The sequence below is a fragment of the Pseudomonas sp. PSPC2-3 genome, from assembly GCF_049898265.1.
GTDB lineage: Bacteria > Pseudomonadota > Gammaproteobacteria > Pseudomonadales > Pseudomonadaceae > Aquipseudomonas > Aquipseudomonas veronii.
Map to the genome: position 1 here is coordinate 431,683 of NZ_JAFCXJ010000001.1, position 25,979 is coordinate 457,661.

At 61.9% G+C, this 25,979-nt stretch carries 24 protein-coding genes; 9 read left to right on the plus strand and 15 right to left on the minus strand.

The genetic code is table 11. From position 1 onward, the window contains the following. Positions 1-6 precede the first annotated feature (6 nt). Positions 7-927 carry a LysR substrate-binding domain-containing protein gene (locus tag ACP7E3_RS02055; protein ID WP_026139908.1) on the minus strand — a complete coding sequence of 307 codons (921 nt, stop codon included), beginning with the start codon at positions 925-927 and terminating at the stop codon, positions 7-9. A gap of 152 nt (positions 928-1,079) precedes the next feature. On the opposite strand from ACP7E3_RS02055, the gene ACP7E3_RS02060 reads away from it, so the two are divergent. Next, positions 1,080-2,483, plus strand: a complete 1,404-nt coding sequence (locus ACP7E3_RS02060) for a NorM family multidrug efflux MATE transporter (protein WP_017846029.1) — start codon at positions 1,080-1,082, stop codon at positions 2,481-2,483. Positions 2,484-2,533: 50 nt separating this feature from the next. On the opposite strand, the gene ACP7E3_RS02065 is transcribed toward ACP7E3_RS02060, so the two are convergent. After that, entirely contained in the window at positions 2,534-4,198 is a 1,665-nt protein-coding gene (locus ACP7E3_RS02065; protein WP_017846030.1) for a putative bifunctional diguanylate cyclase/phosphodiesterase, read from the minus strand. 255 nt (positions 4,199-4,453) lie between these two features. Between ACP7E3_RS02065 and rep the strand changes: the two genes are divergently transcribed. Together rep and ACP7E3_RS02075 are read left to right on the plus strand one after the other, a co-directional pair. Beyond that, positions 4,454-6,463 (plus strand): DNA helicase Rep, encoded by a 2,010-nt coding sequence (gene rep / locus ACP7E3_RS02070; protein ID WP_046381655.1) that lies wholly within the window; start codon positions 4,454-4,456, stop codon positions 6,461-6,463. A gap of 58 nt (positions 6,464-6,521) precedes the next feature. Beyond that, on the plus strand, positions 6,522-7,094 hold the full coding sequence (locus ACP7E3_RS02075) for a xanthine phosphoribosyltransferase (protein WP_426122140.1): 573 nt from the start codon (positions 6,522-6,524) through the stop codon (positions 7,092-7,094). Between the two features lie 130 nt (positions 7,095-7,224). On the opposite strand, the gene ACP7E3_RS02080 is transcribed toward ACP7E3_RS02075, so the two are convergent. From ACP7E3_RS02080 to dadA, 6 genes are all read right to left on the minus strand, one after another. After that, positions 7,225-9,147, minus strand: coding sequence for an acetyl-CoA hydrolase/transferase C-terminal domain-containing protein (locus ACP7E3_RS02080; protein WP_017846033.1), 1,923 nt, complete (start codon positions 9,145-9,147; stop codon positions 7,225-7,227). Between the two features lie 136 nt (positions 9,148-9,283). Beyond that, a complete protein-coding gene (locus ACP7E3_RS02085) occupies positions 9,284-9,697 on the minus strand; it encodes a c-type cytochrome (protein ID WP_026139909.1) in 414 nt (137 codons plus the stop codon). A gap of 181 nt (positions 9,698-9,878) precedes the next feature. Next, positions 9,879-10,427: a cupin domain-containing protein gene (locus tag ACP7E3_RS02090; protein WP_046381653.1), complete on the minus strand. Its 549-nt coding sequence runs from the start codon at positions 10,425-10,427 to the stop codon at positions 9,879-9,881. A 116-nt stretch (positions 10,428-10,543) separates the two neighbouring features. Further along, a complete protein-coding gene (gene alr / locus ACP7E3_RS02095) occupies positions 10,544-11,617 on the minus strand; it encodes an alanine racemase (protein WP_046381652.1) in 1,074 nt (357 codons plus the stop codon). A gap of 79 nt (positions 11,618-11,696) precedes the next feature. Continuing rightward, positions 11,697-12,050, minus strand: coding sequence for a RidA family protein (locus ACP7E3_RS02100; protein ID WP_017846037.1), 354 nt, complete (start codon positions 12,048-12,050; stop codon positions 11,697-11,699). Beyond that, the gene (dadA, locus tag ACP7E3_RS02105) at positions 12,022-13,323 is read right to left on the minus strand and encodes a D-amino acid dehydrogenase (RefSeq protein ID WP_017846038.1); all 1,302 of its coding nucleotides are present in this window, start codon (positions 13,321-13,323) and stop codon (positions 12,022-12,024) included. The genes ACP7E3_RS02100 and dadA overlap by 29 nt, the downstream gene beginning before the upstream one ends. A gap of 155 nt (positions 13,324-13,478) precedes the next feature. Between dadA and ACP7E3_RS02110 the strand changes: the two genes are divergently transcribed. Next, a complete protein-coding gene (locus ACP7E3_RS02110; protein ID WP_017846039.1) occupies positions 13,479-13,967 on the plus strand; it encodes an Lrp/AsnC ligand binding domain-containing protein in 489 nt (162 codons plus the stop codon). A gap of 47 nt (positions 13,968-14,014) precedes the next feature. Here ACP7E3_RS02110 and ACP7E3_RS02115 read toward each other — a convergent pair whose 3' ends face one another. Beyond that, positions 14,015-14,368, minus strand: coding sequence for a YkgJ family cysteine cluster protein (locus ACP7E3_RS02115; protein ID WP_017135860.1), 354 nt, complete (start codon positions 14,366-14,368; stop codon positions 14,015-14,017). Between the two features lie 114 nt (positions 14,369-14,482). On the opposite strand from ACP7E3_RS02115, the gene ACP7E3_RS02120 reads away from it, so the two are divergent. Further along, complete coding sequence (locus tag ACP7E3_RS02120) at positions 14,483-15,775, plus strand: NAD(P)/FAD-dependent oxidoreductase (RefSeq protein WP_426122141.1); 1,293 nt, start codon at positions 14,483-14,485, stop codon at positions 15,773-15,775. Between the two features lies 1 nt (position 15,776). Here the strand turns inward: ACP7E3_RS02120 and ACP7E3_RS02125 are convergent, their stop codons facing one another. After that, positions 15,777-16,001, minus strand: a complete 225-nt coding sequence (locus ACP7E3_RS02125; RefSeq protein ID WP_017846042.1) for a DUF1127 domain-containing protein — start codon at positions 15,999-16,001, stop codon at positions 15,777-15,779. A gap of 165 nt (positions 16,002-16,166) precedes the next feature. On the opposite strand from ACP7E3_RS02125, the gene ACP7E3_RS02130 reads away from it, so the two are divergent. Beyond that, a complete protein-coding gene (locus ACP7E3_RS02130; protein WP_046385149.1) occupies positions 16,167-17,591 on the plus strand; it encodes a PLP-dependent aminotransferase family protein in 1,425 nt (474 codons plus the stop codon). Between the two features lie 62 nt (positions 17,592-17,653). Next, positions 17,654-19,222 carry a phospholipase D family protein gene (locus tag ACP7E3_RS02135; protein WP_032804275.1) on the plus strand — a complete coding sequence of 523 codons (1,569 nt, stop codon included), beginning with the start codon at positions 17,654-17,656 and terminating at the stop codon, positions 19,220-19,222. 85 nt (positions 19,223-19,307) lie between these two features. Here ACP7E3_RS02135 and ACP7E3_RS02140 read toward each other — a convergent pair whose 3' ends face one another. Both ACP7E3_RS02140 and ACP7E3_RS02145 read right to left on the minus strand, forming a co-directional pair. Then, positions 19,308-20,450: an MFS transporter gene (locus ACP7E3_RS02140; RefSeq protein WP_057004015.1), complete on the minus strand. Its 1,143-nt coding sequence runs from the start codon at positions 20,448-20,450 to the stop codon at positions 19,308-19,310. 161 nt (positions 20,451-20,611) lie between these two features. Continuing rightward, on the minus strand, positions 20,612-22,105 hold the full coding sequence (locus ACP7E3_RS02145; protein WP_046381649.1) for an aldehyde dehydrogenase: 1,494 nt from the start codon (positions 22,103-22,105) through the stop codon (positions 20,612-20,614). A 230-nt stretch (positions 22,106-22,335) separates the two neighbouring features. Between ACP7E3_RS02145 and ACP7E3_RS02150 the strand changes: the two genes are divergently transcribed. After that, entirely contained in the window at positions 22,336-22,698 is a 363-nt protein-coding gene (locus ACP7E3_RS02150) for a cupin domain-containing protein (RefSeq protein ID WP_046381648.1), read from the plus strand. Positions 22,699-22,769: 71 nt separating this feature from the next. Here ACP7E3_RS02150 and rpmG read toward each other — a convergent pair whose 3' ends face one another. Both rpmG and rpmB read right to left on the minus strand, forming a co-directional pair. After that, the gene (gene rpmG, locus ACP7E3_RS02155; RefSeq protein WP_003176906.1) at positions 22,770-22,925 is read right to left on the minus strand and encodes a 50S ribosomal protein L33; all 156 of its coding nucleotides are present in this window, start codon (positions 22,923-22,925) and stop codon (positions 22,770-22,772) included. 11 nt (positions 22,926-22,936) lie between these two features. Further along, the gene (gene rpmB / locus ACP7E3_RS02160) at positions 22,937-23,170 is read right to left on the minus strand and encodes a 50S ribosomal protein L28 (RefSeq protein ID WP_003176907.1); all 234 of its coding nucleotides are present in this window, start codon (positions 23,168-23,170) and stop codon (positions 22,937-22,939) included. A gap of 458 nt (positions 23,171-23,628) precedes the next feature. Between rpmB and ACP7E3_RS02165 the strand changes: the two genes are divergently transcribed. After that, positions 23,629-25,221, plus strand: a complete 1,593-nt coding sequence (locus tag ACP7E3_RS02165) for an ABC transporter substrate-binding protein (protein WP_426122142.1) — start codon at positions 23,629-23,631, stop codon at positions 25,219-25,221. A gap of 59 nt (positions 25,222-25,280) precedes the next feature. Here ACP7E3_RS02165 and radC read toward each other — a convergent pair whose 3' ends face one another. Beyond that, positions 25,281-25,955, minus strand: a complete 675-nt coding sequence (radC, locus tag ACP7E3_RS02170; protein WP_426122143.1) for a RadC family protein — start codon at positions 25,953-25,955, stop codon at positions 25,281-25,283. Positions 25,956-25,979: the final 24 nt, after the last annotated feature.

Sequence of the window (25,979 nt, forward strand, 5' to 3'; positions counted from 1 at the left end):
AGCGATTCAATCGAGACGCTCGACGACAGGCAACACCATGGCCTGCACTTCGCCCTGCAGAAACTCCGCCAGCCGGCGCAGACGCTCGCCGCCCGGGCGGGTTTTCGGCCACACCAGGTAATAATTTTCCCCACTGGCGACGGCGGTCGGCCACGGCAGGCTCAAGCGCCCCTGGGCCACGTCTTCGGCGACCATCAGCAGATCGCCCATGGACACGCCGTAACCCCGGGCGGCGGCGATCATGCCCAGCTCCAGGGTATCGAACACCTGCCCGCCCTTGAGCGACACCTGGGCGGACAGCCCCATACGCTCCAACCAGTTACGCCAGTCGCGGCGGTCGGGGGTGGGGTGCAGCAACTCGGCGCTGGCCAGGCGATTGACGTCCCATGGGCCGTCGCTCAACAAATTGGGTGCGCCGACTGGAATCAACAGTTCCGGGAACAGGTAACTGGCTTCCCAATCCGCCGGAAAGTGCCCGTCGCTCAACAACACCGCGCAGTCAAAAGGCTCCTGGTTGAAGTCGACTTCATCCACGCTCATCCACGCGCTGGTGAGCTGCACTTCGTTGCCCGGCTGCAAATGCCGGAAACGGCTGAGCCGCGCCAACAGCCAGCGCATGGTCAGGGTCGAGGGTGCCTTCATGCGCAAGATGTCATCTTCGGCGTTCAAGGTATGACAGGCCCGTTCCAGCGCGGCAAAGCCCTCGCGCACCCCGGGCAGCAACAAGCGTGCGGCCTCGGTGAGCTGCAGGTTGCGCCCGCTGCGCAGGAACAGGCGGCAGGCGAAATGCTCTTCGAGGGTGCGGATATGCCGGCTCACCGCACTTTGGGTGATGGACAGCTCCTGCGCCGCACGGGTGAACGAGTTGTGTCGGGAAGCGGCCTCAAAAGCCCGTAGCGCATAAAGCGGAGGAAGACGACGAGACATAAGGAAAGCTCCGACAGCACGATGCTGAAACCCTACCAGAATCAATCAGGCATGAGTTTTAATCATGCGACCAATCGCTTTTATCCCTTTGTGCAATGAGCTGAGAGCGCCGAGAATCGACGTTCTCCCCCTCCTCCGAAAATTTGAGCGTGATGATCATGCAACATCCGGCACGTACCGAACTCTGGGCCATTCTGCGGCTGTCAGGGCCGTTGATTGCCTCACAGTTGGCGCACATGCTGATGGTGCTGACCGACACCCTGATGATGGCCCGCCTGAGCCCCGAGGCCCTGGCCGGCGGTGGCCTGGGCGCGGCGAGCTACTCGTTCGTGGCGATTTTCTGCATCGGCGTGATTGCTGCCGTGGGCACCCTTGTCGCCATCCGCCACGGCGCGGGCGATATCGACGGCGCCACCCGCCTGACCCAGGCCGGGCTGTGGCTCGCCTGGCTGATGGCCTTGGCGGCGGCGCTGCTGCTGTGGAACCTCAAGCCGGTGCTGCTGATGTTTGGCCAGACCGAGACCAACGTGGACGCGGCGGGGCAATTCCTTACGATCCTGCCGTTCGCCCTGCCCGGCTACCTGAGTTTCATGGCCCTGCGCGGCTTCACCAGCGCGATCGGCAAGGCCACACCGGTGATGGTGATCAGTCTCGGCGGCACAGTGGTCAACTACCTGCTCAACCACGCGTTGATCGAGGGCATGTTCGGCCTGCCGAAACTCGGCTTGATGGGCATCGGCCTGGTCACGGCCATCGTCGCCAATGGCATGGCGCTGGCGCTGATGGCGTACATCCGCAGTAACCGCGCGTACTCGGCCTACCCGCTGAGCGCAGGCCTGTTGCGTCTGAACACCCACTACTTGCGCGAGCTGTGGCGGCTGGGCCTGCCGATTGGCGGCACCTACGCGGTGGAAGTCGGGTTGTTTGCCTTCGCCGCGCTGTGCATGGGCACCATGGGCAGTACGCAATTGGCGGCGCATCAGATCGCGCTGCAAATCGTCTCGGTGGCGTTCATGGTGCCGGCGGGAATGTCCTACGCGGTGACCATGCGTATCGGCCAGCACTATGGCGCCGGGCAACTGCTGCAGGCGCGCATGGCGGGGCGTGTCGGCATCGGCTTTGGCGCGGCGGTGATGTTGGGATTTGCCGCGGTGCTGTGGCTGTATTCCGATCCGCTGGTCGGGCTGTTCCTCGACCATAACGACCCAGCATTCCACGAGGTGATCGTGCTCGCCGTCAGCCTGCTGGCCGTGGCGGCCTGGTTCGAGCTGTTCGACGGCGTGCAGACCATCGCCATGGGCTGCATCCGTGGGCTCAAGGACGCCAAGACCACCTTCCTGGTGGGCCTGGGTTGCTATTGGCTGATCGGTGCGCCAGCGGCCTGGTGGATGGCCTTCACCCTGGGCTGGGGGCCGACCGGCGTGTGGTGGGGCCTGGCGCTGGGCCTGGCCTGTGCGGCGATCAGCCTGACCTGTGCGTTCGAGGCGAAGATGAAGCGCATGATTCGGCAGGAGCCAGACGCTCAACGCTCATTCCATGCCGCGCAGACCGACTAGAAGTCTTGCGCGGTTGAAATGTGGGGGCGGGTTGGCAAGAAAAGGATGAGCTAGCCCAACAAAGCCTGCTGGTCCTTGCCGAACGTCAGGTAGTCCACCAACTCCGGCAATGGCAGCGGTTTGCTGATCAGGTAACCCTGGGCCTGGTCGCAACCGAACAAACGTAACAGCGCCAGTTGTTCCGCGGTTTCCACGCCTTCGGCCACCACTTCCAGGTTGAGGTTGTGGGCCAGGTTGATCATGGCGTGGACCAGCTTGCGGTTTTCTTCACGCTCTTCCATGCCGCCGACGAAACTCTTGTCGATCTTCAACAAGGCAATCGGCAGGCTGTTGAGGTGGACGAACGATGAGAAGCCGGTGCCGAAGTCGTCGAGGGAAAAGCGCACACCGAGGCGACCGAGGGCGTCCATGGTCTGCTTGACCAGGTCACTGCGGCGCATCACGGCGGTTTCGGTCAGCTCGAATTCCAGCCACTGCGCATCCACCCCGCGCTCGACAATCAGCCGGCTGAGGGTCGAGAGCAGTTGGCTGTCCTGGAACTGGCGAAACGACAGGTTGACCGCCATATGCAGCGGCGGCAGGCCGCGTTCGCGCAGGTCCTGCATGTCGCGCAGGGCCCGGGAGATCACCCAGTAACCCAGCGGTACGATCAACCCACTCTGTTCGGCCAGCGGCACGAATTCGCTGGGCGGCAACAGGCCGCGCTCGCCATGGCGCCAGCGCACCAGGGCTTCGAGGCCGACGATATGGCCGTCGTCCAGGTCGAGGCGCGGCTGGTAGTGCAGTTCCAGTTCGTCGCGACGCAGCGCGCGGCGCAATTCGCTTTCCAGGTCGGCCAGGCTGCGGGCGTTGCGGTTGATACGTTCGTTGAAGATATGAAAGGTGCAGCCCTGGGTGCTTTTGGCTTGCTGCATGGCGATATGGGCATGCCACATCAACGGGTCGGCGCCGGCACGCGCGCGGGCATGCGCGACGCCCAGGCTGCAACCGATCAGCAGGCTCTCGCCATCCACCCAATACGGTTCGGCCATGGCTTCGGTGATGCGCTCGGCCATCCATTCGGCACGCTGGGGCGCGCGGCGGGTGTCGATCAGCAAGGCAAACTCATCGCTGCCCAGGCGCGCCAGTTGGTCGCCGGCTTCGAGCTGGCTCTTGAGCCGCGAAACCACTTGCAGGATCAGCCGGTCGCCGGCCTGGTGGCCGAGGGCATCGTTGGCGTGGCGGAAGTTGTCGAGGTCCAGGTGGCCCAGGGCCAGGCCGCGCCCTTCGTTGTCTGCCAGGCGTGCGGCCAACAGGGTCTGGAAGCCCTGGCGGTTGGCGATACCGGTCAGCGGGTCTTGTTCGGCCAGGCGCTGCAAGGTGTTTTCCAGCACGCCACGTTCGCGCACATGGCGCAGGCAGCGGCGCAGGGTGTCGGCGTCCATGGCAAGACGGATCAGCCAGTCACTGACTCCCAGGGGCGCCACCAACGGCTCCTGTTCCAGCAACAACACGCACGGCAAGCTGCAACGGCCCGGGCCGGGTTGCAGGTTGGGCGTGGTCAACAGCACGGCGCTGTGGTCGTCATCGAACAGACGACTCACCGAGTCCCAGTTGGGCGCGCTGATCAGCACAGCCCCGTCGCCCATCGGCACCAGGCACTCGCGCAACAATGCTGCCCACTCAGGCGTATCGGCCAGTAGCAGCAAACGCAAGGGTTCGACAGGCGTGGACAAGCTAGCTCCCTAGACTCTGCAAGATTTCGTTGGCGGCAAGTATTATGACGTCAGGTCGAGCATTCACAAATGATAAAAGTTATCAAATACGAGCAGTACGCACAAAAGTCGCAAATACCCCCACATCCTGCGGCAAAGTAGCAAAAGCGGCAAATTTAGATCGAGTGGTACGTCACACCGTCGATCCAAGGCAGCAGAATCTCACCAGCCTGTTAAAATGCCCGCCCTTTTGAACAACGACTCCCTGAACTCTGTATGTCCCGACTCAATCCCCGGCAGCAAGAAGCCGTGAACTACGTCGGCGGCCCTCTATTGGTGCTCGCCGGTGCTGGCTCCGGCAAGACCAGCGTGATCACCCGCAAGATCGCGCACCTGATCCAGAACTGCGGCATCCGCGCCCAGTACATCGTCGCCATGACCTTTACCAACAAGGCGGCGCGGGAAATGAAAGAGCGGGTCGGCACCCTGCTCAAGGGTGGCGAAGGCCGCGGCCTCACGGTGTGTACGTTCCACAACCTGGGGCTGAACATCATCCGCAAGGAGCATGTGCGGCTGGGCTACAAGCCGGGTTTCTCGATCTTCGACGAGACCGACGTCAAAGCCCTGATGACCGACATCATGCAGAAGGAATACGCGGGCGACGACGGCGTCGACGAGATCAAGAACATGATCGGCGCCTGGAAAAACGACCTGGTCCTGCCGCCCGAAGCCCTGGAAAACGCGCGCAACCCCAAGGAACAGACCGCCGCCATCGTCTACACCCACTACCAGCGCACGCTCAAGGCGTTCAACGCGGTGGACTTCGACGACCTGATCCTGCTGCCGGTGAAGCTGTTCCAGGAACACGCCGACATCCTCGAGAAGTGGCAGAACAAGGTACGTTACCTGCTGGTGGACGAATACCAGGACACCAACGCCAGCCAATACCTGCTGGTGAAGTTGCTGATCGGCAAGCGCAACCAGTTCACCGTGGTGGGCGACGATGACCAGTCGATCTACGCCTGGCGCGGCGCCCGCCCGGAAAACCTGATGCTGCTCAAGGACGACTATCCGTCCCTGAAAGTGGTGATGCTGGAACAGAACTACCGCTCCACCAGCCGCATCCTGCGCTGCGCCAACGTGCTGATCTCGAACAACCCCCACGAGTTTGAAAAACAACTGTGGAGCGAGATGGGCCATGGCGACGAGATCCGCGTGATCCGCTGCCGCAACGAAGACGCCGAAGCCGAGCGCGTGGCCGTGGAAATCCTCAGCCTGCACTTGCGCACCGACCGGCCCTACAGCGACTTCGCGATCCTCTATCGCGGCAACTACCAGGCCAAGCTGATCGAGCTGAAACTGCAGCACCATCAGGTGCCGTATCGTCTGTCCGGCGGCAACAGCTTTTTCGGACGCCAGGAAGTCAAAGACCTGATGGCCTACTTCCGCCTGATCGTCAACCCGGACGACGACAACGCCTTCCTGCGCGTGATCAACGTACCGCGTCGGGAAATCGGTTCGACCACCCTGGAAAAACTCGGCAACTACGCCACCGAACGCAAGATCTCGATGTACGCCGCCACCGACGAAATCGGCCTGGGCGAACACCTGGACACGCGCTTCACCGATCGCCTGTCGCGCTTCAAGCGCTTCATGGACAAAGTGCGCGAGCAATGCGCCGGCGAAGACCCGATCAGCGCCCTGCGCAGCATGGTCATGGACATCGACTATGAAAACTGGCTGCGCACCAACAGCTCCAGCGACAAGGCCGCGGACTACCGCATGGGCAACGTCTGGTTCCTGATCGAAGCGTTGAAGAACACCCTGGAAAAAGACGAAGACGGCGAAATGACCGTCGAAGACGCCATCGGCAAGCTGGTGCTGCGCGACATGCTCGAGCGCCAGCAAGAAGAGGAAGACGGCGCCGAAGGTGTACAGATGATGACCTTGCATGCGTCCAAGGGCCTGGAATTTCCCTACGTGTTCATCATGGGCATGGAAGAGGAAATCCTCCCGCACCGCTCCAGCATCGAAGCCGACACCATCGAGGAAGAACGGCGCCTGGCCTACGTGGGCATTACCCGCGCGCGCCAGACATTGGCCTTCACCTTTGCCGCCAAGCGCAAGCAATACGGCGAAATCATCGATTGCGCCCCCAGCCGGTTCCTCGACGAACTGCCGCCGGACGACCTGGCCTGGGAAGGCAACGATGACACCCCGACCGAGGTCAAGGCCGTTCGCGGCAACACCGCCCTGGCGGATATTCGCGCGATGTTAAAGCGCTAGAATCGACTATTTTTTAATCTACTTTCGGCGCACCGTGCGCCATTAGAGGAAGCGTTCCGTGGAAGCACTGCACAAGAAAATTCGCGAAGAAGGCGTCGTGCTTTCCGATCAGGTACTCAAAGTCGACGCCTTTCTGAACCATCAGATCGACCCGGCACTGATGAAACTGATCGGCGACGAATTCGCCGCGCTGTTCAAGGATTCGGGGATCACCAAGATCGTCACCATCGAAGCCTCGGGGATCGCCCCGGCAATCATGACCGGCCTGAACCTCGGCGTGCCGGTGATCTTCGCCCGTAAGCAACAGTCCCTGACCCTGACCGAAAACCTGCTGTCGGCAACGGTGTATTCCTTCACCAAGAAAGTCGAAAGCACCGTAGCGATCTCGCCGCGCCACCTGACCAGCAACGACCGCGTGCTGATCATCGATGACTTCCTGGCCAACGGGAAGGCGTCCCAGGCGCTGATCTCGATCATCAAGCAGGCCGGCGCCACCGTTGCCGGCCTGGGGATCGTGATCGAGAAGTCGTTCCAGGGCGGGCGTGCCGAGCTGGATGCGCAGGGTTATCGGGTTGAATCGCTGGCGCGCGTGAAGTCGCTGAGCGGTGGTGTCGTCACCTTCATCGAGTAATCGCTGACGGAACCCGGTTAAAACTGTGGGAGGGGCGGTGCGACGATTCGACTTGCCCCCGATAGCGGTGTATCAGTCACCAAATGTGTTGGCTGATCCACTGCTATCGGGGGCAAGCCCCCTCCTACATTTAGTGCGCGGTGGCCTGGAGGCCGGCGAGCAACAGCCGCTGATACACGTCCTCTTTTAGCCCTTCCGGCTGGTCCAACCCCATCCGCTTCAGATGCTCGGGAAACGCCTCCGGCTCCGGTGCATCCAGCGCCGCCTTGCCCAGGTCGAAAATCTCGCTCAGCTTGAATTTGCTCTTGAGCCAGTTCAACCCCCGCAACAGGTCCCGTTCGACATCCGTGAAGTCGGTGCCCAGCGGATACTCCGGAAACAACCGGCGATGCCGGGCCTGAAGGCTCTGGAGCCGCTGCGGAGTGTTGTCGGTAAAGCGCGGGTCCAGCTGGAAATCCCGGGGTAGCTTGCCGGCCTCTTGCGCCTGCTCGATCAAGTCGCCCTGGAACCTGGAGTCGGTGATGTTGAGCAACGCCTCAATTACCTTGGCATCGGTCTGACCGCGCAAGTCGGCAATTCCGTATTCGGTGATGACAATGTCCCGCAGGTGCCGTGGGATCGTGCAATGGCCGTATTCCCACACGATATTGGAACTGACCTCCCCCGCCGCTTCGCGCCAGCTGCGCAACATCAGGATCGCGCGCGCGCCTTCCAGCGCGTGGGCCTGGGCAACAAAATTGTACTGCCCGCCCACGCCACTGAGCACGTGGCCACCTTCCAGTTGGTCGGCAACCCCGGCGCCGAGCAAGGTCACCACGATCGCGCTGTTGATGAACCGCGCATCCAGACGCTGCAAACGCTTGAGTTCTTCCTGTCCGTACAGCTCGTTGATGTAGCTGATGCGCGTCATGTTGAACGCCTGACGCTTGGCGAGGGTCATGTCCTGCAAGCGTTGGTAAAAACTACGCGGGCCAACGAAAAAACCGCCATGGATCGAAATGCCGTCGGGCTGGGCCGCATCATCGAGCAGGCCGGCATTTGCCTGTTCCTGCGTCGCCACATCCGGGTAGACCTTGCGCCGCACAATCCCCGCATCCGCCAGCACCAGCAGGCCGTTGACGAACATTTCGCTGCAACCATAAAGGCCTTTGGCAAACGGCTCGACGCCCCCTTCACGGCTGATCAGCGCCGCCCAGCGGTACACATCGAGGTCGGTCAGCAGCAGCCGATAGGCTTCGTTATCGGCCTGGCGCGCAAGCAAGGCGGCGGTCAGCGCATCGCCCATCGAACCGATACCGATCTGCAAGGTGCCGCCATCGCGCACCAGGGTGCTGGCATGCAGGCCGATAAAATGGTCCTGGAAACCCACCGGCATATTCGGTGTGGAGAACAGCGTGCTGCTGTCCTTTTCATCGAGCAGGTAGTCGAACGCATCCATGCCCAACTCCGAATCCCCAGGCATGTAGGGCAAATCGGTGTGGACCTGGCCGACCATCAGCACGGTTTCCCCAGCGGCGCGACGCTTGGCGATCATCGGCAGCAGGTCGAGGGTGACATCGGGGTTGCAGCTCAGGCTCAGCCGGTCGGGGTGCTCGGCGCTGCTGGCCACCAACTGCGCCACCAGGTTCAGGCCGGCGGCGTAGATATCGCGCGCGGCATGGCTGTAGTTGCTGCTGACGTAGTCCTGTTGCGCGGATTGGCTATGAAGCAGGCTGCCGGGCTGCATGAAAAATTGCTGGACGTGGATATTCGCCGGCAGGCTGTCCTTGTGCAGATCGGCGAGATAATCCAGCTCGGGATAATCGCCAAACACCCGCTCGGTAAACGGTTCCAGGAAGCGCTTCTGCAAGCCATCGCCCAACGCCGGGCGACCCAGGCTCAAGGCGGTATAGATCGTCAGCGCCCGCTCCGGCAGCTTGGCGATACGTCGGTACAGCGCGTTGACGAACAGATTGGGCTTGCCCAGGCCCAGGGGCAGGCCCATGTGGATATGCGCTGGCAAGCGCGCGAGTACGTCGTCAACGGCTTGCTCGATTGAACATAACTGCACCATCCGACCCTCCTGAACATTTGATGATTAGGGGTTGGATAGAGAGTGGCCCGTCTTGGTTGCAAAGAACAGCCTCAACCCCCGATCGCAGGCACAAAAAAGCCGCTCGTAAGCGGCATTTTTGACGAAGATCGCTGGATTACAACCCGGACATCTTCTTGATCGCGCCTTTCAGATCAGCATCCGTGCAATCAGCACAGGTGCCTTTTGGCGGCATGGCATTGATACCCGTGATCGCCTTGGCCAGGATGCCGTCGAGGCCGCCCTGGTGGTCGGCGCGGTCTTTCCAGGCGGCGGTGTCGCCGATTTTCGGAGCACCCAACAGGCCGGTTCCGTGGCATGCATTGCAGTGCTTGGCAATGATCTCATCCGGTGTTTTCGCACCGCCGCCGCCGCCCGCTGTTGCGGCGACTTCCATCCCCTTGCACTCCTGCCCCTGCACACACACTTGGCCAACAGGCTCCAAGCGCTTGGCAATGTCATCATTGGTCGCAGCTTGAGCGCTGACAGCCCATAGGGCCAGTACGGTTGCTGGTGCAGCCAGCATTTTCATAATTAGGTTCACGCGTTCACCCTCAATGGTGGCTATTCACGCCTGCGGCCACGGTTTCGCAGGCGGCGAAAGTATAACGGTTAGCCCGTCTGGCTGAAACAACCCTATTAAGCAAAGGGAGATTCAGTCTCACGGAATACGCTGCGGGAGTCTCTGCAATGCTGGCAGGACGCCTCTTCTGTCAAAAGTTCGCGGGCGTGGCTGCGCTGATTAGTCGCGCCGGCACATCGAACGGATTACGAAAACGATGGGGCTTGGTGCTTTCAAAGTAGTAGCTATCGCCAGCTTCGAGCACAAAAGTTTCAAGACCGACGACCAATTCCAGGCGACCTTCCACCAGAATCCCGGTTTCTTCGCCTTCGTGGGTGAGCATTTCTTCGCCAGTATCGGCGCCAGGCGGGTAAATTTCGTTGAGAAACGTGATCGCCCGGCTCGGATGTGCGCGACCCACCAGTTTCATGGTGACGGCGCCGTCGGAGATATCAATCAGCTCGTTGGCTTTATAGACGACCTGGGTCGGTATTTCCTGGAGGATTTCCTCGGAAAAGAACTCGACCATCGACATGGGAATGCCGCCCAGCACCTTGCGCAAGGAACTGATGGAAGGGCTGACACTGTTTTTTTCGATCATCGAAATGGTGCTGTTGGTGACACCCGCACGCTTGGCGAGCTCGCGCTGGGAAAGACCCTTCAGTTTACGGATGGATTGCAGTCGTTCGCCGACGTCCAATGCGGGAGCCTCCTAGGATTCAGGCTTTGTTGTAATTGAGCGTTATCATGGCGACAGCGTTCAGTATTTACAACACTTGGGCCTAAATCCTCCCCCGCACCGTTCGTAGAGGCCGATCAAGCCCCGGAATAGAGCCTTGGCACGCGGCGCAGGTTGCAGAAGATCTGGTAGGGGATGGTCTCGGCGGCGGCCGCGACGTCACTGGCGAGGATGTTCTTGCCCCACAGCTCCACGGTGGAACCGAGGCCGGCCTGGGGCACGTCGGTGAGGTCGACGCACAGCATGTCCATGGACACGCGGCCGAGCAATTGGCTGCGCTGCCCCGCCACCAGCACCGGCGTGCCGGTGGGGGCGTGACGTGGATAACCGTCGGCATAGCCCATGGCAACCACGCCGACCCGCATCGGTTTCGGCGTGATGAATTTGGCACCGTAGCCCACCGGCTCGCCGGCCGGCAGTTCGCGCACGCAGATGACTTTCGATTCCAGGGTCATTACCGGCTGCAAGCGCGCGGCGGTGGCCTGGTCTTCACCAAACGGCGTCGTGCCGTACAACATGATGCCGGGGCGTACCCAGTCGCTGGGCACCTTCGGCCAGCCCATCACCGCCGGCGAATTGCGCAGGCTGACCTCGGCTGACAGCCCCTGGCGCGCCGCTTCGAACACCGCCACTTGTTCATTGCTGCGCACGCAATCGAGCTCATCGGCGCGAGCGAAGTGGCTCATCAATACGATCTTCGCCACCTTACCGCTGGCGAGCAGGCGCTGGTACGCCTCGTGGTAGTCCTTGGGATGCAGGCCGACGCGGTGCATGCCCGAGTCCAGTTTGAGCCACACGGTGAGGGGCTTGCGCAAGGCCGCCTGCTCGATGGCCTCCAGTTGCCACAGCGAATGCACCACGCACCAGAAATCATGCTCGACGATCAGCGGCAGCTCGTCGGCTTCGAAAAACCCTTCCAGCAGCAATACCGGCGCGCGGATACCGGCAGCCCGCAGCTCCAGTGCTTCCTCGATACAGGCCACGGCAAAACCATCGGCCTCGGCTTCCAGCGCCTGGGCCACGCGCACCGCGCCATGGCCGTAGGCATCGGCCTTGATCACAGCGAGGGCCTTGGCCCCCGTGACTTCACGGGCCAATTGGTAATTGTGGCGCAGGGCTTGGAGGTCGATCAGGGCACGGGCAGGACGCATGGCGGCAGGCTTCTAGGCGGCAGAGTGAAAAAAAACCGGCACCGACCAACCGCATCGGTACCGGGAGAGGGATCGTTGCTTAAGGCAGGGCGGCCACGACGGACAGCTCCACCAGGATTTGCGGCTCGCACAGTTTCGCTTCAACCGTGGCGCGGGCCGGGGCGACGCCTTTGGGCAGCCATGCGTCCCACACCGCGTTCATGCCGGCGAAGTCGGCGTCGATGTCTTTGAGGTAGATCGTCACCGACAGCAGCTTGCTTTTGTCAGTGCCGGCCAAGTCCAGCAAGCGCTCGATATTGGCCAGGGTTTCACGGGTCTGTTGTTCAATCCCGGCACTCAGGTCGTCGCCGACTTGCCCTGCCAGGTACACGGTGCCGCCGTGGGCAACGATCTGGCTCATGCGCTCATTGGTGAGCTGGCGCTGGATTGACATGTTTTGCAGACTCCTGGTGGTTGCCATAACGGGAAATATCGAGGCCTTCGGCACTGATCTGCGGCGTTTTCTTGGCCATCAGGTCAGCCAGCAAACGACCGGAGCCGCACGCCATGGTCCAACCGAGGGTGCCGTGGCCGGTGTTCAGGAACAGATTCTTGAACGGGGTGGCACCGACAATCGGCGTACCGTCCGGTGTGGTCGGACGCAGGCCGGTCCAAAAGATCGCTTCGGTCAGATTGCCGCCCTGAGGATAAAGGTCGTTGACGATCATCTCCAGGGTTTCACGCCGACGTGGGTTCAGCGACAGGTCAAAACCGGCGATTTCAGCCATGCCGCCGACACGGATGCGGTTGTCGAAACGGGTGATCGCGACCTTGTAGGTCTCGTCGAGAATGGTCGACGTCGGCGCCATCGCCGGGTTGGTGATCGGCACGGTCAGCGAATAGCCCTTGAGCGGGTACACCGGCGCCTTGATCCCCAGCGGCTTGAGCAACTGCGGCGAATAACTGCCGAGGGCCAGGACGTAGCGGTCGGCGGTTTCCAGCTTGCCGTCGATCCACACACCGTTGATGCGATCACCGGCGTGGTCGAGGCGCTGGATGTCCTGTTCGAAACGGAATTCCACGCCCAACTGCTTGCACATGTCGGCCAGGCGCGTGGTGAACATCTGGCAGTCGCCGGTCTGGTCGTTCGGCAGGCGCAGGGCACCGGCGAGGATGTCGGTGACACTGGCCAGGGCCGGTTCGACGCGGGCGATGCCGGCACGGTCAAGCAATTCGAACGGCACGCCGGACTCTTTCAACACGGCGATATCTTTGGCTGCGCCATCGAGCTGCGCCTGGGTGCGGAACAGTTGGGTCGTACCGAGGCTGCGGCCTTCGTAGGCAATGCCGGTTTCAGCGCGCAGTTCGTCGAGGCAATCGCGGCTGTACTCGGACAGGCGGACCATGCGCTCCTTGTTCACCGCATACCGGCTGGCGGTGCAGTTGCGCAGCATCTGCGCCATCCACAGGTATTGATTGATATCGGCGGTGGCCTTGATCGCCAGCGGCGCGTGGCGTTGCAGCAGCCACTTGATGGCCTTGAGCGGCACACCCGGCGCGGCCCATGGCGAGGCGTAGCCTGGAGAGACCTGGCCGGCGTTGGCGAAACTGGTTTCCATGGCCGCGGCTGGCTGGCGGTCGACCACGACCACCTCAAAACCGGCTCGCGCCAAATAGTAGGCACTGGTCACACCAATGACGCCGCTACCCAAGACCAGAACGCGCATTTTTATATCCTCATCGCGGCTTGACCGCCGACGTGTGTTGTTCGAGCAATGATGTGAGCAGTATAAAAAGCAATCACCAGTGCATTTCACTATATAAATGCCTATATTTGGCGACAATTCTTGGCAACAACCCTTTTCACAGAGGCGTATCCCCTATGCGTACCAACACCCAGACCAAACGGGAGCTGGACAAGATCGACCGGAACATCTTGCGCATCCTACAAGCCGACGGGCGCATTTCGTTCACGGAGCTGGGGGAAAAGGTCGGACTATCGACCACCCCCTGCACCGAGCGCGTGCGCCGCCTTGAGCGTGAAGGGATCATCATGGGCTACAACGCACGCCTCAACCCCCAGCATTTGAAGGCGAGTTTGCTGGTATTTGTCGAGATCAGCCTCGACTACAAATCCGGCGACACCTTCGAAGAATTCCGCCGCGCCGTGCTGAAATTGCCCCATGTGCTGGAGTGCCACTTGGTCTCGGGGGACTTCGACTACCTGGTGAAAGCGCGGATCTCCGAGATGGCCTCGTACCGCAAACTGCTCGGCGACATCCTGCTCAAACTGCCCCATGTGCGGGAGTCCAAGAGCTATATCGTGATGGAAGAGGTGAAAGAGAGCCTCAATCTGCCCATCCCCGACTGACTGACACAACCGGGTCAATGTGGGAGGGGGCTTGCTTACTCCCACATTTAGACCAGCACCTGCCGGGTACTCGCCATGTATTCGTGGATCTGCTTCTCCACCCGCGGGTGAATCAGCTCCACCGGCCGCCGTCCATTGGGGCACGGCAAGGTCTTTGTGGTGCCGAAAAGCCTACAGATCAGCGGGCGCTCGTCATACACCGTGCAGCCATTGGGCCCCAGGTGTACGCAGTTCAACTCGTCCATGGCGGCTTCCTGTTCGGCAGCGGTCTTACGCGGCAGGCGCGACATTTCCTCGGGGGAAGTCGTCACCGGCCCACAGCAATCGTGGCAACCGGGGACGCACTCAAACGAGGGGATCTGTCGGCGCAATGCGCTGATTTTCTGACTGTTGCAACTCATCGAAACACGTACCGAACGGCGAATAGGCGTGGATTCTGCCGCAAAACCCCGCGGTGAGACAGCTTCGTCCGACCGCTGTATCCTGCGTCAAATTTTCCAAACGGGGATGTTCCCATGACTGCCTGCGCCCGGCACACCGCTTCCTACTACGCCGCCAGCAGCCTGCCGCAACCCGACTATCCAGCGTTGGCCGGCGAAACGGTGGCCGACGTGTGCGTGATCGGCGGCGGTTTTTCCGGGCTCAACACCGCGCTGGAACTGGCCGAACGCGGGTTCAGCGTGGTGCTGCTGGAAGCGCGCAAGATCGCCTGGGGCGCCAGCGGGCGCAATGGCGGCCAGTTGATCCGCGGCGTTGGCCATGGCCTGGAGCAATTCACCAACGTGATCGGCACCGACGGCGTGCGCCAGATGAAACTGATGGGCCTGGAGGCGGTAGAAATCGTGCGCGAGCGCGTCGAGCGTTTCCAGATCGCCTGCGACCTGACCTGGGGCTACTGCGACCTGGCCAACAAACCCCGCGACCTGCTCGGCCTCGCCGAAGACGCCGAAGAATTGCGCAGCCTGGGCTATCGCCACGAAGTACGCCTGCTGCAAGCCAGCGAAATGGGCAGCGTGATCGGTTCCGAGCGCTACGTGGGCGGCATGATCGACATGGGCTCGGGCCATCTGCACCCGCTGAACCTGGCCCTCGGCGAGGCAGCTGCCGCCCAAAAACTCGGCGTGCAACTGTTCGAACACTCCGAAGTGACGCGCATCGACTACGGCCCCGAGGTCAACGTACACACCGCCCGCGGCAATGTGCGCGCCAAGACCCTGGTGCTGGCCTGCAACGCCTATCTGAAGGGGCTCAACCCACTGCTGAGCGGCAAAGTGCTGCCGGCCGGCAGCTATATCGTCGCCACCGAGCCGTTAAGCGCCGCCCAGGCGACCCAATTGCTGCCGCAAAACATGGCGGTGTGTGATCAGCGGGTGACGGTGGACTACTTCCGACTGTCTGCCGACCGTCGTCTGCTGTTCGGCGGCGCCTGCCACTATTCCGGGCGCGACCCCAAGGACATCGGCGCCTACATGCGGCCGAAGATGGTGCAGGTGTTCCCCCAACTGGCCGACGTGAAGATCGACTATCAATGGGGTGGCATGATCGGCATCGGTGCCAACCGCTTGCCGCAGATCGGCCGATTGGCAGATCAACCCAACGTGTATTACGCCCAGGCCTACGCCGGTCATGGCCTCAACGCGACACACCTGGCGGGCAAGCTGCTGGGCGAAGCCATCAGCGGCCAGCAGCAGGGACGTTTCGATCTGTTCGCCCAGGTGCCGCACATCACCTTCCCCGGCGGCAAGCACTTGCGCTCGCCGCTGTTGGCGCTGGGGATGCTCTGGCACCGGTTGAAAGAACTGGTGTGACTCAACTGCGCCAGAACGGCTTCAAGCCTTCCTGGCGCGCCTGCTCGGCGGTCAACCCGATATCCCGCAGTTGCTCGGCAGTCAGCTCCAGCAGCACCTTGCGCGTGTGGCGACGGTGCCAGAACAGGCTCCAGCGGTTGCGGGTCGGGGCCGACATCGCCCGCGCCTGCCCCGCTTCCAGTTCCTGGCCGTGTAACGTCAGCCGCACATCGCTCATGCCGTTCATTTTGTCGTCCTCATTTGCTGGTTGCCATGAGTGACTAGAATGAGCGAGTGGACAAAACCATTACAGATTCAACCAATTTTTATTAAATCCATACAGATACTGCCCACGAGTGGCTGAATCCTGTATTTTCCCAGAATCTGTACTGGTCCCCTGGGAGTGATCACCGTGACCCTTTACGTCAACCTCGCCGAATTGTTGGGCACCCGCATCGAACAGGGCTTCTACCGCCCCGGTGACCGGCTGCCTTCCGTAAGGGCCTTGAGTGTCGAGCACGGGGTCAGTTTGAGCACCGTGCAGCAAGCGTATCGCATGCTGGAAGACAACGGCCTGGCGATGCCGAAGCCCAAGTCCGGTTACTTCGTGCCCGTCGGCCGTGAGCTGCCGGCCTTGCCCGAAGTCGGCCGCCCGGCCCAGCGCCCGGTGGAAATTTCCCAGTGGGACCAAGTGCTCGAGTTGATCCGCGCGGTACCGCGTAAAGATGTCGTACAGCTGGGCCGCGGCATGCCGGATGTGTTGTCGCCCACCCTCAAGCCGCTGCTGCGCAGCCTGGCCCGCGTCAGCCGGCGCCAGGACCTGCCGGGGCTGTATTACGACAATATCCTCGGCTGTATGGAGTTGCGCGAACAAATCGCCCGACTGTCATTGGATTCCGGCTGCCAGTTGACCGCCGAAGACATCGTGATCACCACCGGCTGCCATGAAGCGCTGTCTGCCAGCATCCGCTCCATCTGCGAGCCGGGGGATATCGTTGCGGTGGACTCGCCGAGCTTCCACGGCGCCATGCAGACCCTCAAGGGCCTGGGCATGAAAGCCCTGGAAATCCCCACGGACCCGCTCACCGGCATCAGCCTCGAAGCCCTGGAACTGGCGCTGGAACAGTGGCCGATCAAAGTCATTCAACTGACCCCCAACTGCAACAATCCTTTGGGCTACATCATGCCGGAGGCACGCAAGCGGGCGCTGTTGACCCTGGCCCAGCGCTTTGACGTGGCGATCATCGAAGACGATGTGTATGGCGAACTGGCCTACAGCTACCCGCGCCCGCGCACCATCAAATCCTTCGACGAAGATGGCCGCGTATTGCTCTGCAGCTCGTTCTCGAAAACCCTGGCGCCAGGCCTGCGGATTGGCTGGGTCGCGCCGGGCCGCTACCTGGAGCGGGTGTTGCACATGAAATACATCAGCACCGGCTCCACCGCGACCCAGCCGCAGATCGCCATCGCCGAATTTCTCAAGGGCGGCCATTTCGAACCGCATTTGCGGCGGATGCGTACTCAATACCAACGTAATCGCGACATGATGCTCGACTGGGTCAGCCGTTATTTCCCCGCCGGCACCCGCGCCAGCCGACCTCAAGGCAGCTTCATGCTGTGGATCGAGCTGCCGGAAGGTTTCGACACCCTCAAGCTCAACCGGGTGTTGGTGGAACAAGGCGTACAAATCGCCGTGGGCAGTATCTTTTCCGCGTCCGGCAAGTACAGGAATTGCCTGCGCATGAACTACGCTGCCAAACCTACGCCGCAGATTGAAGAGGCGGTGCGCAAAGTCGGCGCCGTCGCGAGCAAGATGCTGGCCGAGGCCGCCGACTGACCTTTCCGGGAAAATAGCCGTCCTATGTCGACAACCGCCCTGATCTGGAAACGGTGCCCTTGATGACTCGACGGCTTTTAGCGTTTTTCCTGTTGGGCGCCCTGGCCCTGGGCGGCTGCGCCACGGTGAATGTGCCGCGCATCCCCAGCGATGCCCTGCCGGCGACGCAGTCGTCGTTCGGCCGTTCGATCCAGGCCCAGGCCGCGCCGCATCAGGGCCGCTCCGGCTTTCGCCTGCTGCCCAACAGCAGCGAGGCGTTCATGGCCCGCGCCGAACTGATCCGCAACGCCCAGACCAGCCTCGACCTGCAGTACTACATCGTCCACGACGGCATCAGCACCCGCCTGCTCGTGGATGAACTGCTCAAGGCCGCCGACCGTGGCGTGCGTGTGCGTATCCTGCTGGACGACACCACCAGCGACGGCCTCGATCAGGTCATCGCCACCCTCGCCGCCCACCCCAACATCCAGATTCGCCTGTTCAACCCGCTGCACCTGGGGCGCAGCACCGGCGTGACGCGCGCCATGGGGCGCCTGCTCAACCTGTCGCTGCAACATCGGCGCATGCACAACAAACTGTGGCTGGCGGACAACAGCGCGGCCATCGTCGGCGGGCGCAACCTGGGCGACGAATATTTCGACGCCGAACCCAACCTGAATTTCACCGACATCGACATGCTCAGCGTGGGCCCGGTGGCCGAGCAACTCGGCCACAGTTTCGACCAGTACTGGAACAGCGCCCTGAGCAAGCCCATCAATGAATTCATCTCCAACCTGCCGTCCAAAGGCGACCTGGCCAGCGCACGCCTACGCCTGGAAGAATCCCTGGCCCAGTCGCGCCAACAGAACCACGCCTTGTACAACCGCCTGCGCACCTACAAGACCGAACCGCGCCTGGACATCTGGCGGCGCGAGCTGATCTGGGCCTGGAACCAGGCGTTGTGGGACGCCCCGAGCAAGGTACTCGCCAAGAATGATCCGGACCCGCGCCTGCTGCTGACCACCCAACTGGAACCGGAACTCGAAGGCGTCAACCATGAGTTGATGATGATTTCGGCGTATTTCGTGCCGGGGCAGCCGGGCCTGGTGTACCTGACCGGTCGCGCGGACGCGGGCGTCTCGGTGAGCCTGCTGACCAACTCCCTCGAAGCCACCGACGTACCGGCCGTACACGGCGGCTACGCGCCCTATCGCAAGGCGCTGCTGGAGCACGGCGTGAAACTCTATGAGTTGCGCCGCCAACCCGGCGCACCCCGCACAGGCAGCGGGCCCCACCTGTTTCGTCGCGGCCTGTTCCTCGGCTCGGACTCCAGCCTGCACAGCAAGGCGATGATTTTTGATCGGCAGAAATCGTTTATCGGCTCGTTCAACTTCGACCCGCGTTCGGTGCTGTGGAATACCGAAGTCGGCGTGCTGGTGGACAGCCCTGAGCTGGCCGAACACCTGCGCAATCTGGCGCTGCAAGGCATGGCGCCAGCATTGAGCTACGAGGCGAAATTACAGGATGGCCAGGTGGTGTGGACCACCGAGGATAACGGGCAACCGCACACCCTGACCCGCGAGCCGGGCAGCTGGTGGCGCCACTTCAATGCCTGGTTCGCCACCTCCGTCGGCCTGGAACGCATGCTGTAGGAGCGAGCTTGCTCGCGAAGAACGCAAGAACACCACACTTAACCAGACCGTACCCGTCATCGCTAACGCCTTCATCCCCTCGCGCCTAAGCGGGCTGCGCGGCGCCAAACGCCCCCTGGCGCAACAACAGCACCACCAACCCCAGCGCCCCGGCAGCCATCAGCCACGGCAATGCATGCCCGCTGATCCACTGGCTGCCCGCACCGGCCACCAGCGGCCCGATCAGGCAACCGATGCCCCAGAGCTGCGCCACGTGGGCATTGGCGCGCACCAGCGCATCGTCGCGGTAACGCTCGCCGATCAGGATCAACGACAAGGTGAACAAACCACCCGCACTCGCGCCGAACAGCACCCACACCGGCCAGATCAGCAGCGTGTGCATCAACAACGGGACTGCCAGGCTCGCCCCCAGCAACAGCAGCGCGCAGCTCAAGAACAGCGTGCGCCGCGGCAGGTAGTCGGCCAGTGCGCCGATGGGCAGCTGCAGCAACGCATCGCCCACCACCACCGTGCTGACCATCGCCAGGGCGATCTCGGCCGTGAAGCCTTGCTGCAGGCAATACACCGGCAGCAGCGTCAGGATCATCGCCTCGAACGCCGCGAATAACGCCACCGCCCAGGCAATCGCCGGCAGGCTCCGACAGAAGCGCCACAGCTCGGCAAACGTCACGCTGAAGGACTCGGCGGTCGGCGCCCCGGAACGCCCCAGCAACAGCAACGGCGCCAGCGTCAACAGGCCCACGCCCACCCAGAACCCATAGTCATGATCGGTGCCCAGCACGCCCAACAGCAGCGGCCCCGACAGCTGGCTCAGCGCATAGGTGCAGCCATACAGCGCCACCAGCCGGCCGCGCCATTGCTCCACCACCAACTGGTTGATCCAGCTTTCGCCAAGAATGAACACGATGGTCAGGATCACCCCGATCATCAGCCGCAGCACCAGCCACACCGGGTAGCTCGGCAGGATCGCCAACAGGCCGATGGACACCGCCCCCGCCCACAGGCACAGGCGCATCAGATGCGCAGTGCCCAGCCAGGACGCCAGCCGACTGGAAACCTTCGCCCCCAACAGCACGCCGAAGGCCGGCATCGCAGCCATCACTCCAATGGCGAAGCTGCCGTAGCCCCAGCCTTCCAGACGCAGGGACACCAGCGGCATGCTGACGCCCAACGCCAGACCAACGCTGAGCACCGAGGCCAGCACGGCGAAATAAGTCGCCCAACGCATTTCCACGCTCCTGTGGATAGTTTTTTCAGGGCTGTAAACGAACGGTAGGAGCGCGCTTGCTCGCGAAGAACGCCAACGATAACGCGTGCTGTCTGGTTGAACGCGGTGTCTTTGAATTCTTCGCGAGCAAGCTCGCTCCTACAGGGGACCTGCGGTGTTGCTTAGAGCTTGATCCAGGTCGCCTTCAGCTCGGTGTACTTGTCGAACGCATGCAGCGACTTGTCGCGACCGTTGCCCGACTGCTTGAAGCCACCAAACGGCGCGGTCATGTCACCGCCGTCGTACTGGTTGACCCACACGCTACCGGCGCGCAGTGCCTTGGCGGTGAGGTGCGCCTTGGAGATATCCGCCGTCCACACCGCCGCGGCCAGGCCGTATTGGGTGTCGTTGGCGATGGCGACGGCTTCTTCGGCGCTGTCAAAAGTGAGCACCGAGAGGACCGGGCCGAAGATTTCTTCGCGGGCGATCTTCATCGCGTTGGTCACTCCGTCGAAAATCGTCGGCTCGACGTAAGTGCCACCGGTCTCTTCCAGCGTGCGCTTGCCGCCCGCCACCAGCTTGGCACCGTCGGCATGACCAGCTTCGATGTAGGACAGCACGGTGTTCATCTGTTGAGTGTCTACCAGCGCGCCAACGTTCGTGGCCGGGTCCAGCGGGTTGCCTGGCTTCCAGCCCTTCAGCGCGGCGATCACCAGCGGTAGGAATTTATCCTTGATGGAACGCTCCACCAGCAGGCGCGAACCGGCGGTGCAGACCTCGCCCTGGTTGAAGGCAATCGCGCCGGCGGCGGATTCGGCGGCGGCTTGCAGGTCCGGGGCATCGGCGAACACGATGTTCGGGCTCTTGCCGCCCGCTTCCAGCCATACACGTTTCATGTTCGATTCGCCGGAGCGGATCAACAGCTGTTTGGCGATTTTGGTGGAGCCAGTGAACACCAGGGTGTCGACATCCATGTGCAGCGCGAGCGCGTTACCCACGGTGTGGCCGTAGCCCGGCAGCACGTTGAACACGCCTTTTGGAATACCGGCCTCAACGGCCAGGGCCGCGATGCGGATGGCGGTCAGCGGGGATTTTTCGGACGGTTTGAGGATCACGGAGTTACCGGTCGACAGCGCCGGCCCGAGTTTCCAGCAAGCCATCATCAGCGGGAAATTCCACGGCACGATGGCGGCAACCACACCGACCGGCTCACGGGTCACCAGACCCAGCTGATCGTGAGGGGTGGAAGCGACTTCATCGTAAATCTTGTCGATGGCCTCGCCGCTCCAGCTCAGGGCATTCGCCGCGCCGGGTACGTCGATATTCAGGGCGTCGCTGATCGGCTTGCCCATGTCCAGGGTTTCCAGCAGCGCCAGCTCTTCGGCATTGGCCTTGAGCAACGCGGCGAAACGGATCATGGTGGCCTTGCGCTTGGCCGGCGCCAGGCGCGACCAGACACCGGAATTGAACGTGGCGCGGGCATTTTCCACGGCGCGCTGGGCGTCGGCGACGTCACAGCTGGCAACGCTGGTCAGCAGGCGGCCATCGACGGGGCTGATGCATTCGAACGTGTCGCCGGAAACGGCGGCGGTGTACTCGCCATTGATATAGGCGCGGCCTTCGATCTTCAGATCCTTGGCGCGTTGCTCCCAGTCGGCACGGGTCAGGGTGGTCATGCGAGTGTCCTCCTCTTATTGAATACAAGGGCCAGGCGATGTGCCCCGGCAGCCTCAAAGAATGCTTGCCCCGCCAGCCAGTTGTTCGGCTCAAGGCAACTGCCACCCTAAACCAGCGGCTGGGGATGTATCAATATATTTGACATAACGCCGGTAAACGCCCTTGCGATGTTCATTTTAATAAACATAGACTTTGGGCTCTCCAACCGCAGGCCAGACGGGACACGCACATGAGCATCCAGGACATCGTCGACTTCAGCCAAGCCAACACCGCCCCCGATCGCTACCTCCCTGCCCCGGAAAAAATCCTCAAGGGCAATCCCGAGCAAACGATCTACAACCACTACAACAGCCCGTGCGGCCAGATGAGCGCCGGCGTCTGGGAAGGCGACGTCGGGCAGTGGAAGGTCAACTACACCGAACATGAGTACTGCGAGATTGTGCAGGGGGTTTCCGTACTGCGCGATGCCGAGGGCAACGCCAAGACCTTGCGCGCCGGCGACCGCTTCGTGATCCCGGCCGGCTTCAGCGGCACCTGGGAAGTGCTCGAACCCTGCCGCAAGATCTATGTGGTGTTCGAACAGAAGGCCTGATCAGCAAATCCTGCGCAAAAAAAAGCCCGAATCGTGAGAAACGGGCTTTTTTTCACAAGGAAGAAAATCAATTACTTGATTTTGCCTTCTTTGTAGATCACGTGCTTGCGAACGCGCGGGTCGAACATTTTCTTTTCGAGCTTGTCCGGGGTAGTACGCTTGTTCTTGTCGGTAGTGTAGAAGTGACCAGTACCGGCGCTAGAGATCATTCGAATCAATTCACGCATGATAGAGCTCCTTAGATCTTGCCAGCGGCGCGGATTTCGGCCAGCACGACAGTGATGCCACGCTTGTCGATAATGCGCATGCCTTTGGCAGATACGCGCAGACGCACAAAACGTTTCTCTTCTTCAACCCAGAAGCGGTGATGCTGCAGGTTCGGCAGGAAACGACGACGGGTTTTGTTATTTGCGTGGGAAATGTTATTCCCAGTCACCGGACCCTTACCGGTAACTTGACAGACTCTCGACATGCCTCAGCCCTCTAAAACCACATGCCCAACCCGGCATGGGTTGGCCGCTTAATCTCTCAGTCATTTGGCGCCAGGCGCCGCGTTTCTTTAGGGTCTTACCGGCTACACCTACAAGCGAAGGAACCGGGCCCCTAGAAAAGAGCGCTGCTTTATACCAGAAAGACCCAAGTGCAACAACAGCCCGTGTGTTTTTACCGGCGTAAATCTCGGCGACAGATGGCCGAACCGTTGCCAGGAGGGGCCGCTGCAATAGCCGACCGCTCGTCGCACAGAATGATTTACAACGCCCGCAAGTACCAAAAAGTACAAGGCGAAACGCGCTGAGGCGCCATCAAAACAGCATTTGAGCCAAAAGCACAGGCAAAAATGGACTAGTCATTTATCAATCAGACCACTACGGTAGGACTTTTCCAGACTGCACTCGCAGATGGGCCTTCGATCTGCACAGGAAACCGAACATGCGCCTCGCTGCCCTACCGCTTTTGCTAGCCCCTCTGTTTATCGCGCCGCAGGCCTTGGCGGCCACCAATCTGAGCGTGTGTACCGAAGCCAGTCCCGAAGGGTTCGACGTAGTGCAGTACAACTCGCTGACCACCACCAACGCCTCGGCCGACGTGCTGATGAACAGCCTGGTGAACTATGACGCAGCCAGCGGCAAGCTGGTGCCAAGCCTGGCGGACAGCTGGGAAGTGTCGCCGGACGGCCTGACCTACACCTTCCAGTTGCACCCCAACGTAAAATTCCACCGCACCGACTATTTCACCCCGAGCCGCACCCTGACCGCCGAGGATGTCCGCTTCAGCTTCGAGCGCATGCTCGATCCGGCCAACCCATGGCACAAGATCGCCCAGAGCGGCTTCCCCCATGCCCAGTCGCTGCAATTGCCCGCACTGATCAAGAAGATCGACGCCCTTGACCCGCTGACCGTGCGCTTCACCCTCGACCACCCCGACTCGACCTTCCTCGCCGCGTTGAGCATGGGTTTTGCCTCGATCTACCCGGCCGAGTACGCCGACAAGCTGCTCAAGGCCGGCACCCCGGAGAAGCTCAACAGCCAGCCCATCGGCACCGGCCCGTTCATTTTCACGCGATTCCAGAAAGACGCCGTGGTGCGCTACAAAGCCAACCCGGATTATTTCGCCGGCAAACCGGCTGTGGATAACTTGATCTTCGCCATCACCCCGGATGCGAACGTGCGCCTGCAGAAACTGCACCGCGACGAATGCCAGATCGCACTGTCGCCCAAACCCCTGGATGTGGGCGAAGCCGAGAAAGATCCCGCACTCAAAATAGAAAAAACCGCAGCATTCATGACTGCATTCGTCGCAATCAACAGCCAGCACCCACCGCTGGACAAGCCCGAAGTGCGCCAGGCGATCAACCTGGCCTTCGACAAGGACAGCTACCTCAAAGCCGTGTTCGAAGGCACCGCCGAAGCCGCCAACGGCCCCTACCCGCCCAACACCTGGAGCTATGCCAAGGAGTTGCCGGGTTATCCACAGGACATCGCCAAGGCCAAGCTGCTGCTGGAGCGCGCCGGGCTCAAGGACGGCTTCAAGACCACGATCTGGACACGCCCCACCGGCAGCCTGCTGAACCCCAACCCCAACCTCGGCGCGCAACTGCTGCAGGCGGACCTGGCCGAGGTCGGCATCCAGGCCGAGATCCGCGTGATCGAATGGGGCGAGTTGATCCGCCGCGCCAAGGCCGGCGAACACGACCTGCTGTTCATGGGTTGGGCCGGCGACAACGGCGACCCGGATAACTTCCTGACTCCGCAGTTCTCCTGCGCGGCAGTGAAATCCGGCACCAACTTCGCCCGCTATTGCGACCCGGCCCTGGACAAGCTCATCAGCGCCGGCAAGACCACCAGCGAGCAAGGGGTGCGCAGCAAGCTGTATCAACAGGCCCAGGCGCAGATCCAACAGCAGGCCCTGTGGCTGCCGCTGGCGCACCCGATGGCGTTCGCCCTGACCCGCAAGAATGTCGAGGGGTACCAGGTGAGCCCGTTTGGGCGGCAGGACTTTTCGAAAGTCAGCGCCAAGCCCTGAGCTGCAAGCTGCAAGCCCCCTTGAGGCTTGCAGCTGCAACCTTGCAACTGCTGCCCCTCCTACATCCACCCGTATTCCGCCATCGACAATGGATCACCATCGCCCACGATGATGTGATCCAGCACCCGCACATCCACCATCTCCAAGGCTTTTTGCAGGATTTTGGTCAATTTCCGATCAGCCGCACTCGGCTCCACGCTCCCCGAGGGATGGTTGTGGCACAGGATCAACGCCGCCGCGTTATACGCCAGGGCGCGCTTGACCACTTGCCGCGGGTAAACCACGGTGGCGTCGATGGTGCCCTGGAACAACGCCTCGAACCCCAGCACCCGATGCTTTGAATCGAGAAACAGGCAGCCGAAAATCTCGTGAGGCTCATGGCGCAACAGCGCCTTGAGGTAGTCCCGCACAGCGACCGGGCTTTCCAGCACCGAGTCGCTGCGCAGCTGTTCGGCCAAGTGGCGCCGGGACATTTCCAGTACCGCCTGCAGCTGCGCAAACTTCGCCGGCCCCAGCCCCAACTGCTGGCTGAACAGCACCTGGCTGGCCTTCAGCAGCGGGCGCAAGCCACCGAACTGCGCCAACAGATGCCGCGCCAGGTCCACCGCACTCCGCCCGGCCACGCCGGTGCGCAGGAAGATAGCCAACAGTTCGGCGTCGGACAGCGTTGCGGCCCCCCATTCCAAAAGCTTCTCCCGCGGCCGCTCGGCCACCGGCCAATCACGAATACTCATCCCGCCTCCCTGTGCATGTGCGCC

Excerpts from the sequence above, each read along its gene's own strand:
- radC (WP_426122143.1), bottom strand. The coding sequence starts at position 25,955 with ATGAGTATTCGTGATTGGCCGGTGGCCGAGCGGCCGCGGGAGAAGCTT.
- ACP7E3_RS02120 (WP_426122141.1), top strand. The coding sequence starts at position 14,483 with ATGACTGCCTGCGCCCGGCACACCGCTTCCTACTACGCCGCCAGCAGC.
- alr (WP_046381652.1), bottom strand. The coding sequence starts at position 11,617 with ATGCGTCCTGCCCGTGCCCTGATCGACCTCCAAGCCCTGCGCCACAAT.
- ACP7E3_RS02165 (WP_426122142.1), top strand. The coding sequence starts at position 23,629 with ATGCGCCTCGCTGCCCTACCGCTTTTGCTAGCCCCTCTGTTTATCGCG.
- ACP7E3_RS02110 (WP_017846039.1), top strand. The coding sequence starts at position 13,479 with ATGCGTACCAACACCCAGACCAAACGGGAGCTGGACAAGATCGACCGG.
- ACP7E3_RS02135 (WP_032804275.1), top strand. The coding sequence starts at position 17,654 with ATGACTCGACGGCTTTTAGCGTTTTTCCTGTTGGGCGCCCTGGCCCTG.
- ACP7E3_RS02145 (WP_046381649.1), bottom strand. The coding sequence starts at position 22,105 with ATGACCACCCTGACCCGTGCCGACTGGGAGCAACGCGCCAAGGATCTG.
- dadA (WP_017846038.1), bottom strand. The coding sequence starts at position 13,323 with ATGCGCGTTCTGGTCTTGGGTAGCGGCGTCATTGGTGTGACCAGTGCC.
- ACP7E3_RS02115 (WP_017135860.1), bottom strand. The coding sequence starts at position 14,368 with ATGAGTTGCAACAGTCAGAAAATCAGCGCATTGCGCCGACAGATCCCC.
- ACP7E3_RS02060 (WP_017846029.1), top strand. The coding sequence starts at position 1,080 with ATGATCATGCAACATCCGGCACGTACCGAACTCTGGGCCATTCTGCGG.
- ACP7E3_RS02150 (WP_046381648.1), top strand. The coding sequence starts at position 22,336 with ATGAGCATCCAGGACATCGTCGACTTCAGCCAAGCCAACACCGCCCCC.
- rep (WP_046381655.1), top strand. The coding sequence starts at position 4,454 with ATGTCCCGACTCAATCCCCGGCAGCAAGAAGCCGTGAACTACGTCGGC.
- ACP7E3_RS02100 (WP_017846037.1), bottom strand. The coding sequence starts at position 12,050 with ATGTCAATCCAGCGCCAGCTCACCAATGAGCGCATGAGCCAGATCGTT.
- ACP7E3_RS02080 (WP_017846033.1), bottom strand. The coding sequence starts at position 9,147 with ATGGTGCAGTTATGTTCAATCGAGCAAGCCGTTGACGACGTACTCGCG.
- ACP7E3_RS02140 (WP_057004015.1), bottom strand. The coding sequence starts at position 20,450 with ATGCGTTGGGCGACTTATTTCGCCGTGCTGGCCTCGGTGCTCAGCGTT.
- ACP7E3_RS02085 (WP_026139909.1), bottom strand. The coding sequence starts at position 9,697 with ATGAAAATGCTGGCTGCACCAGCAACCGTACTGGCCCTATGGGCTGTC.
- rpmB (WP_003176907.1), bottom strand. The coding sequence starts at position 23,170 with ATGTCGAGAGTCTGTCAAGTTACCGGTAAGGGTCCGGTGACTGGGAAT.
- ACP7E3_RS02055 (WP_026139908.1), bottom strand. The coding sequence starts at position 927 with ATGTCTCGTCGTCTTCCTCCGCTTTATGCGCTACGGGCTTTTGAGGCC.
- ACP7E3_RS02125 (WP_017846042.1), bottom strand. The coding sequence starts at position 16,001 with ATGAACGGCATGAGCGATGTGCGGCTGACGTTACACGGCCAGGAACTG.
- rpmG (WP_003176906.1), bottom strand. The coding sequence starts at position 22,925 with ATGCGTGAATTGATTCGAATGATCTCTAGCGCCGGTACTGGTCACTTC.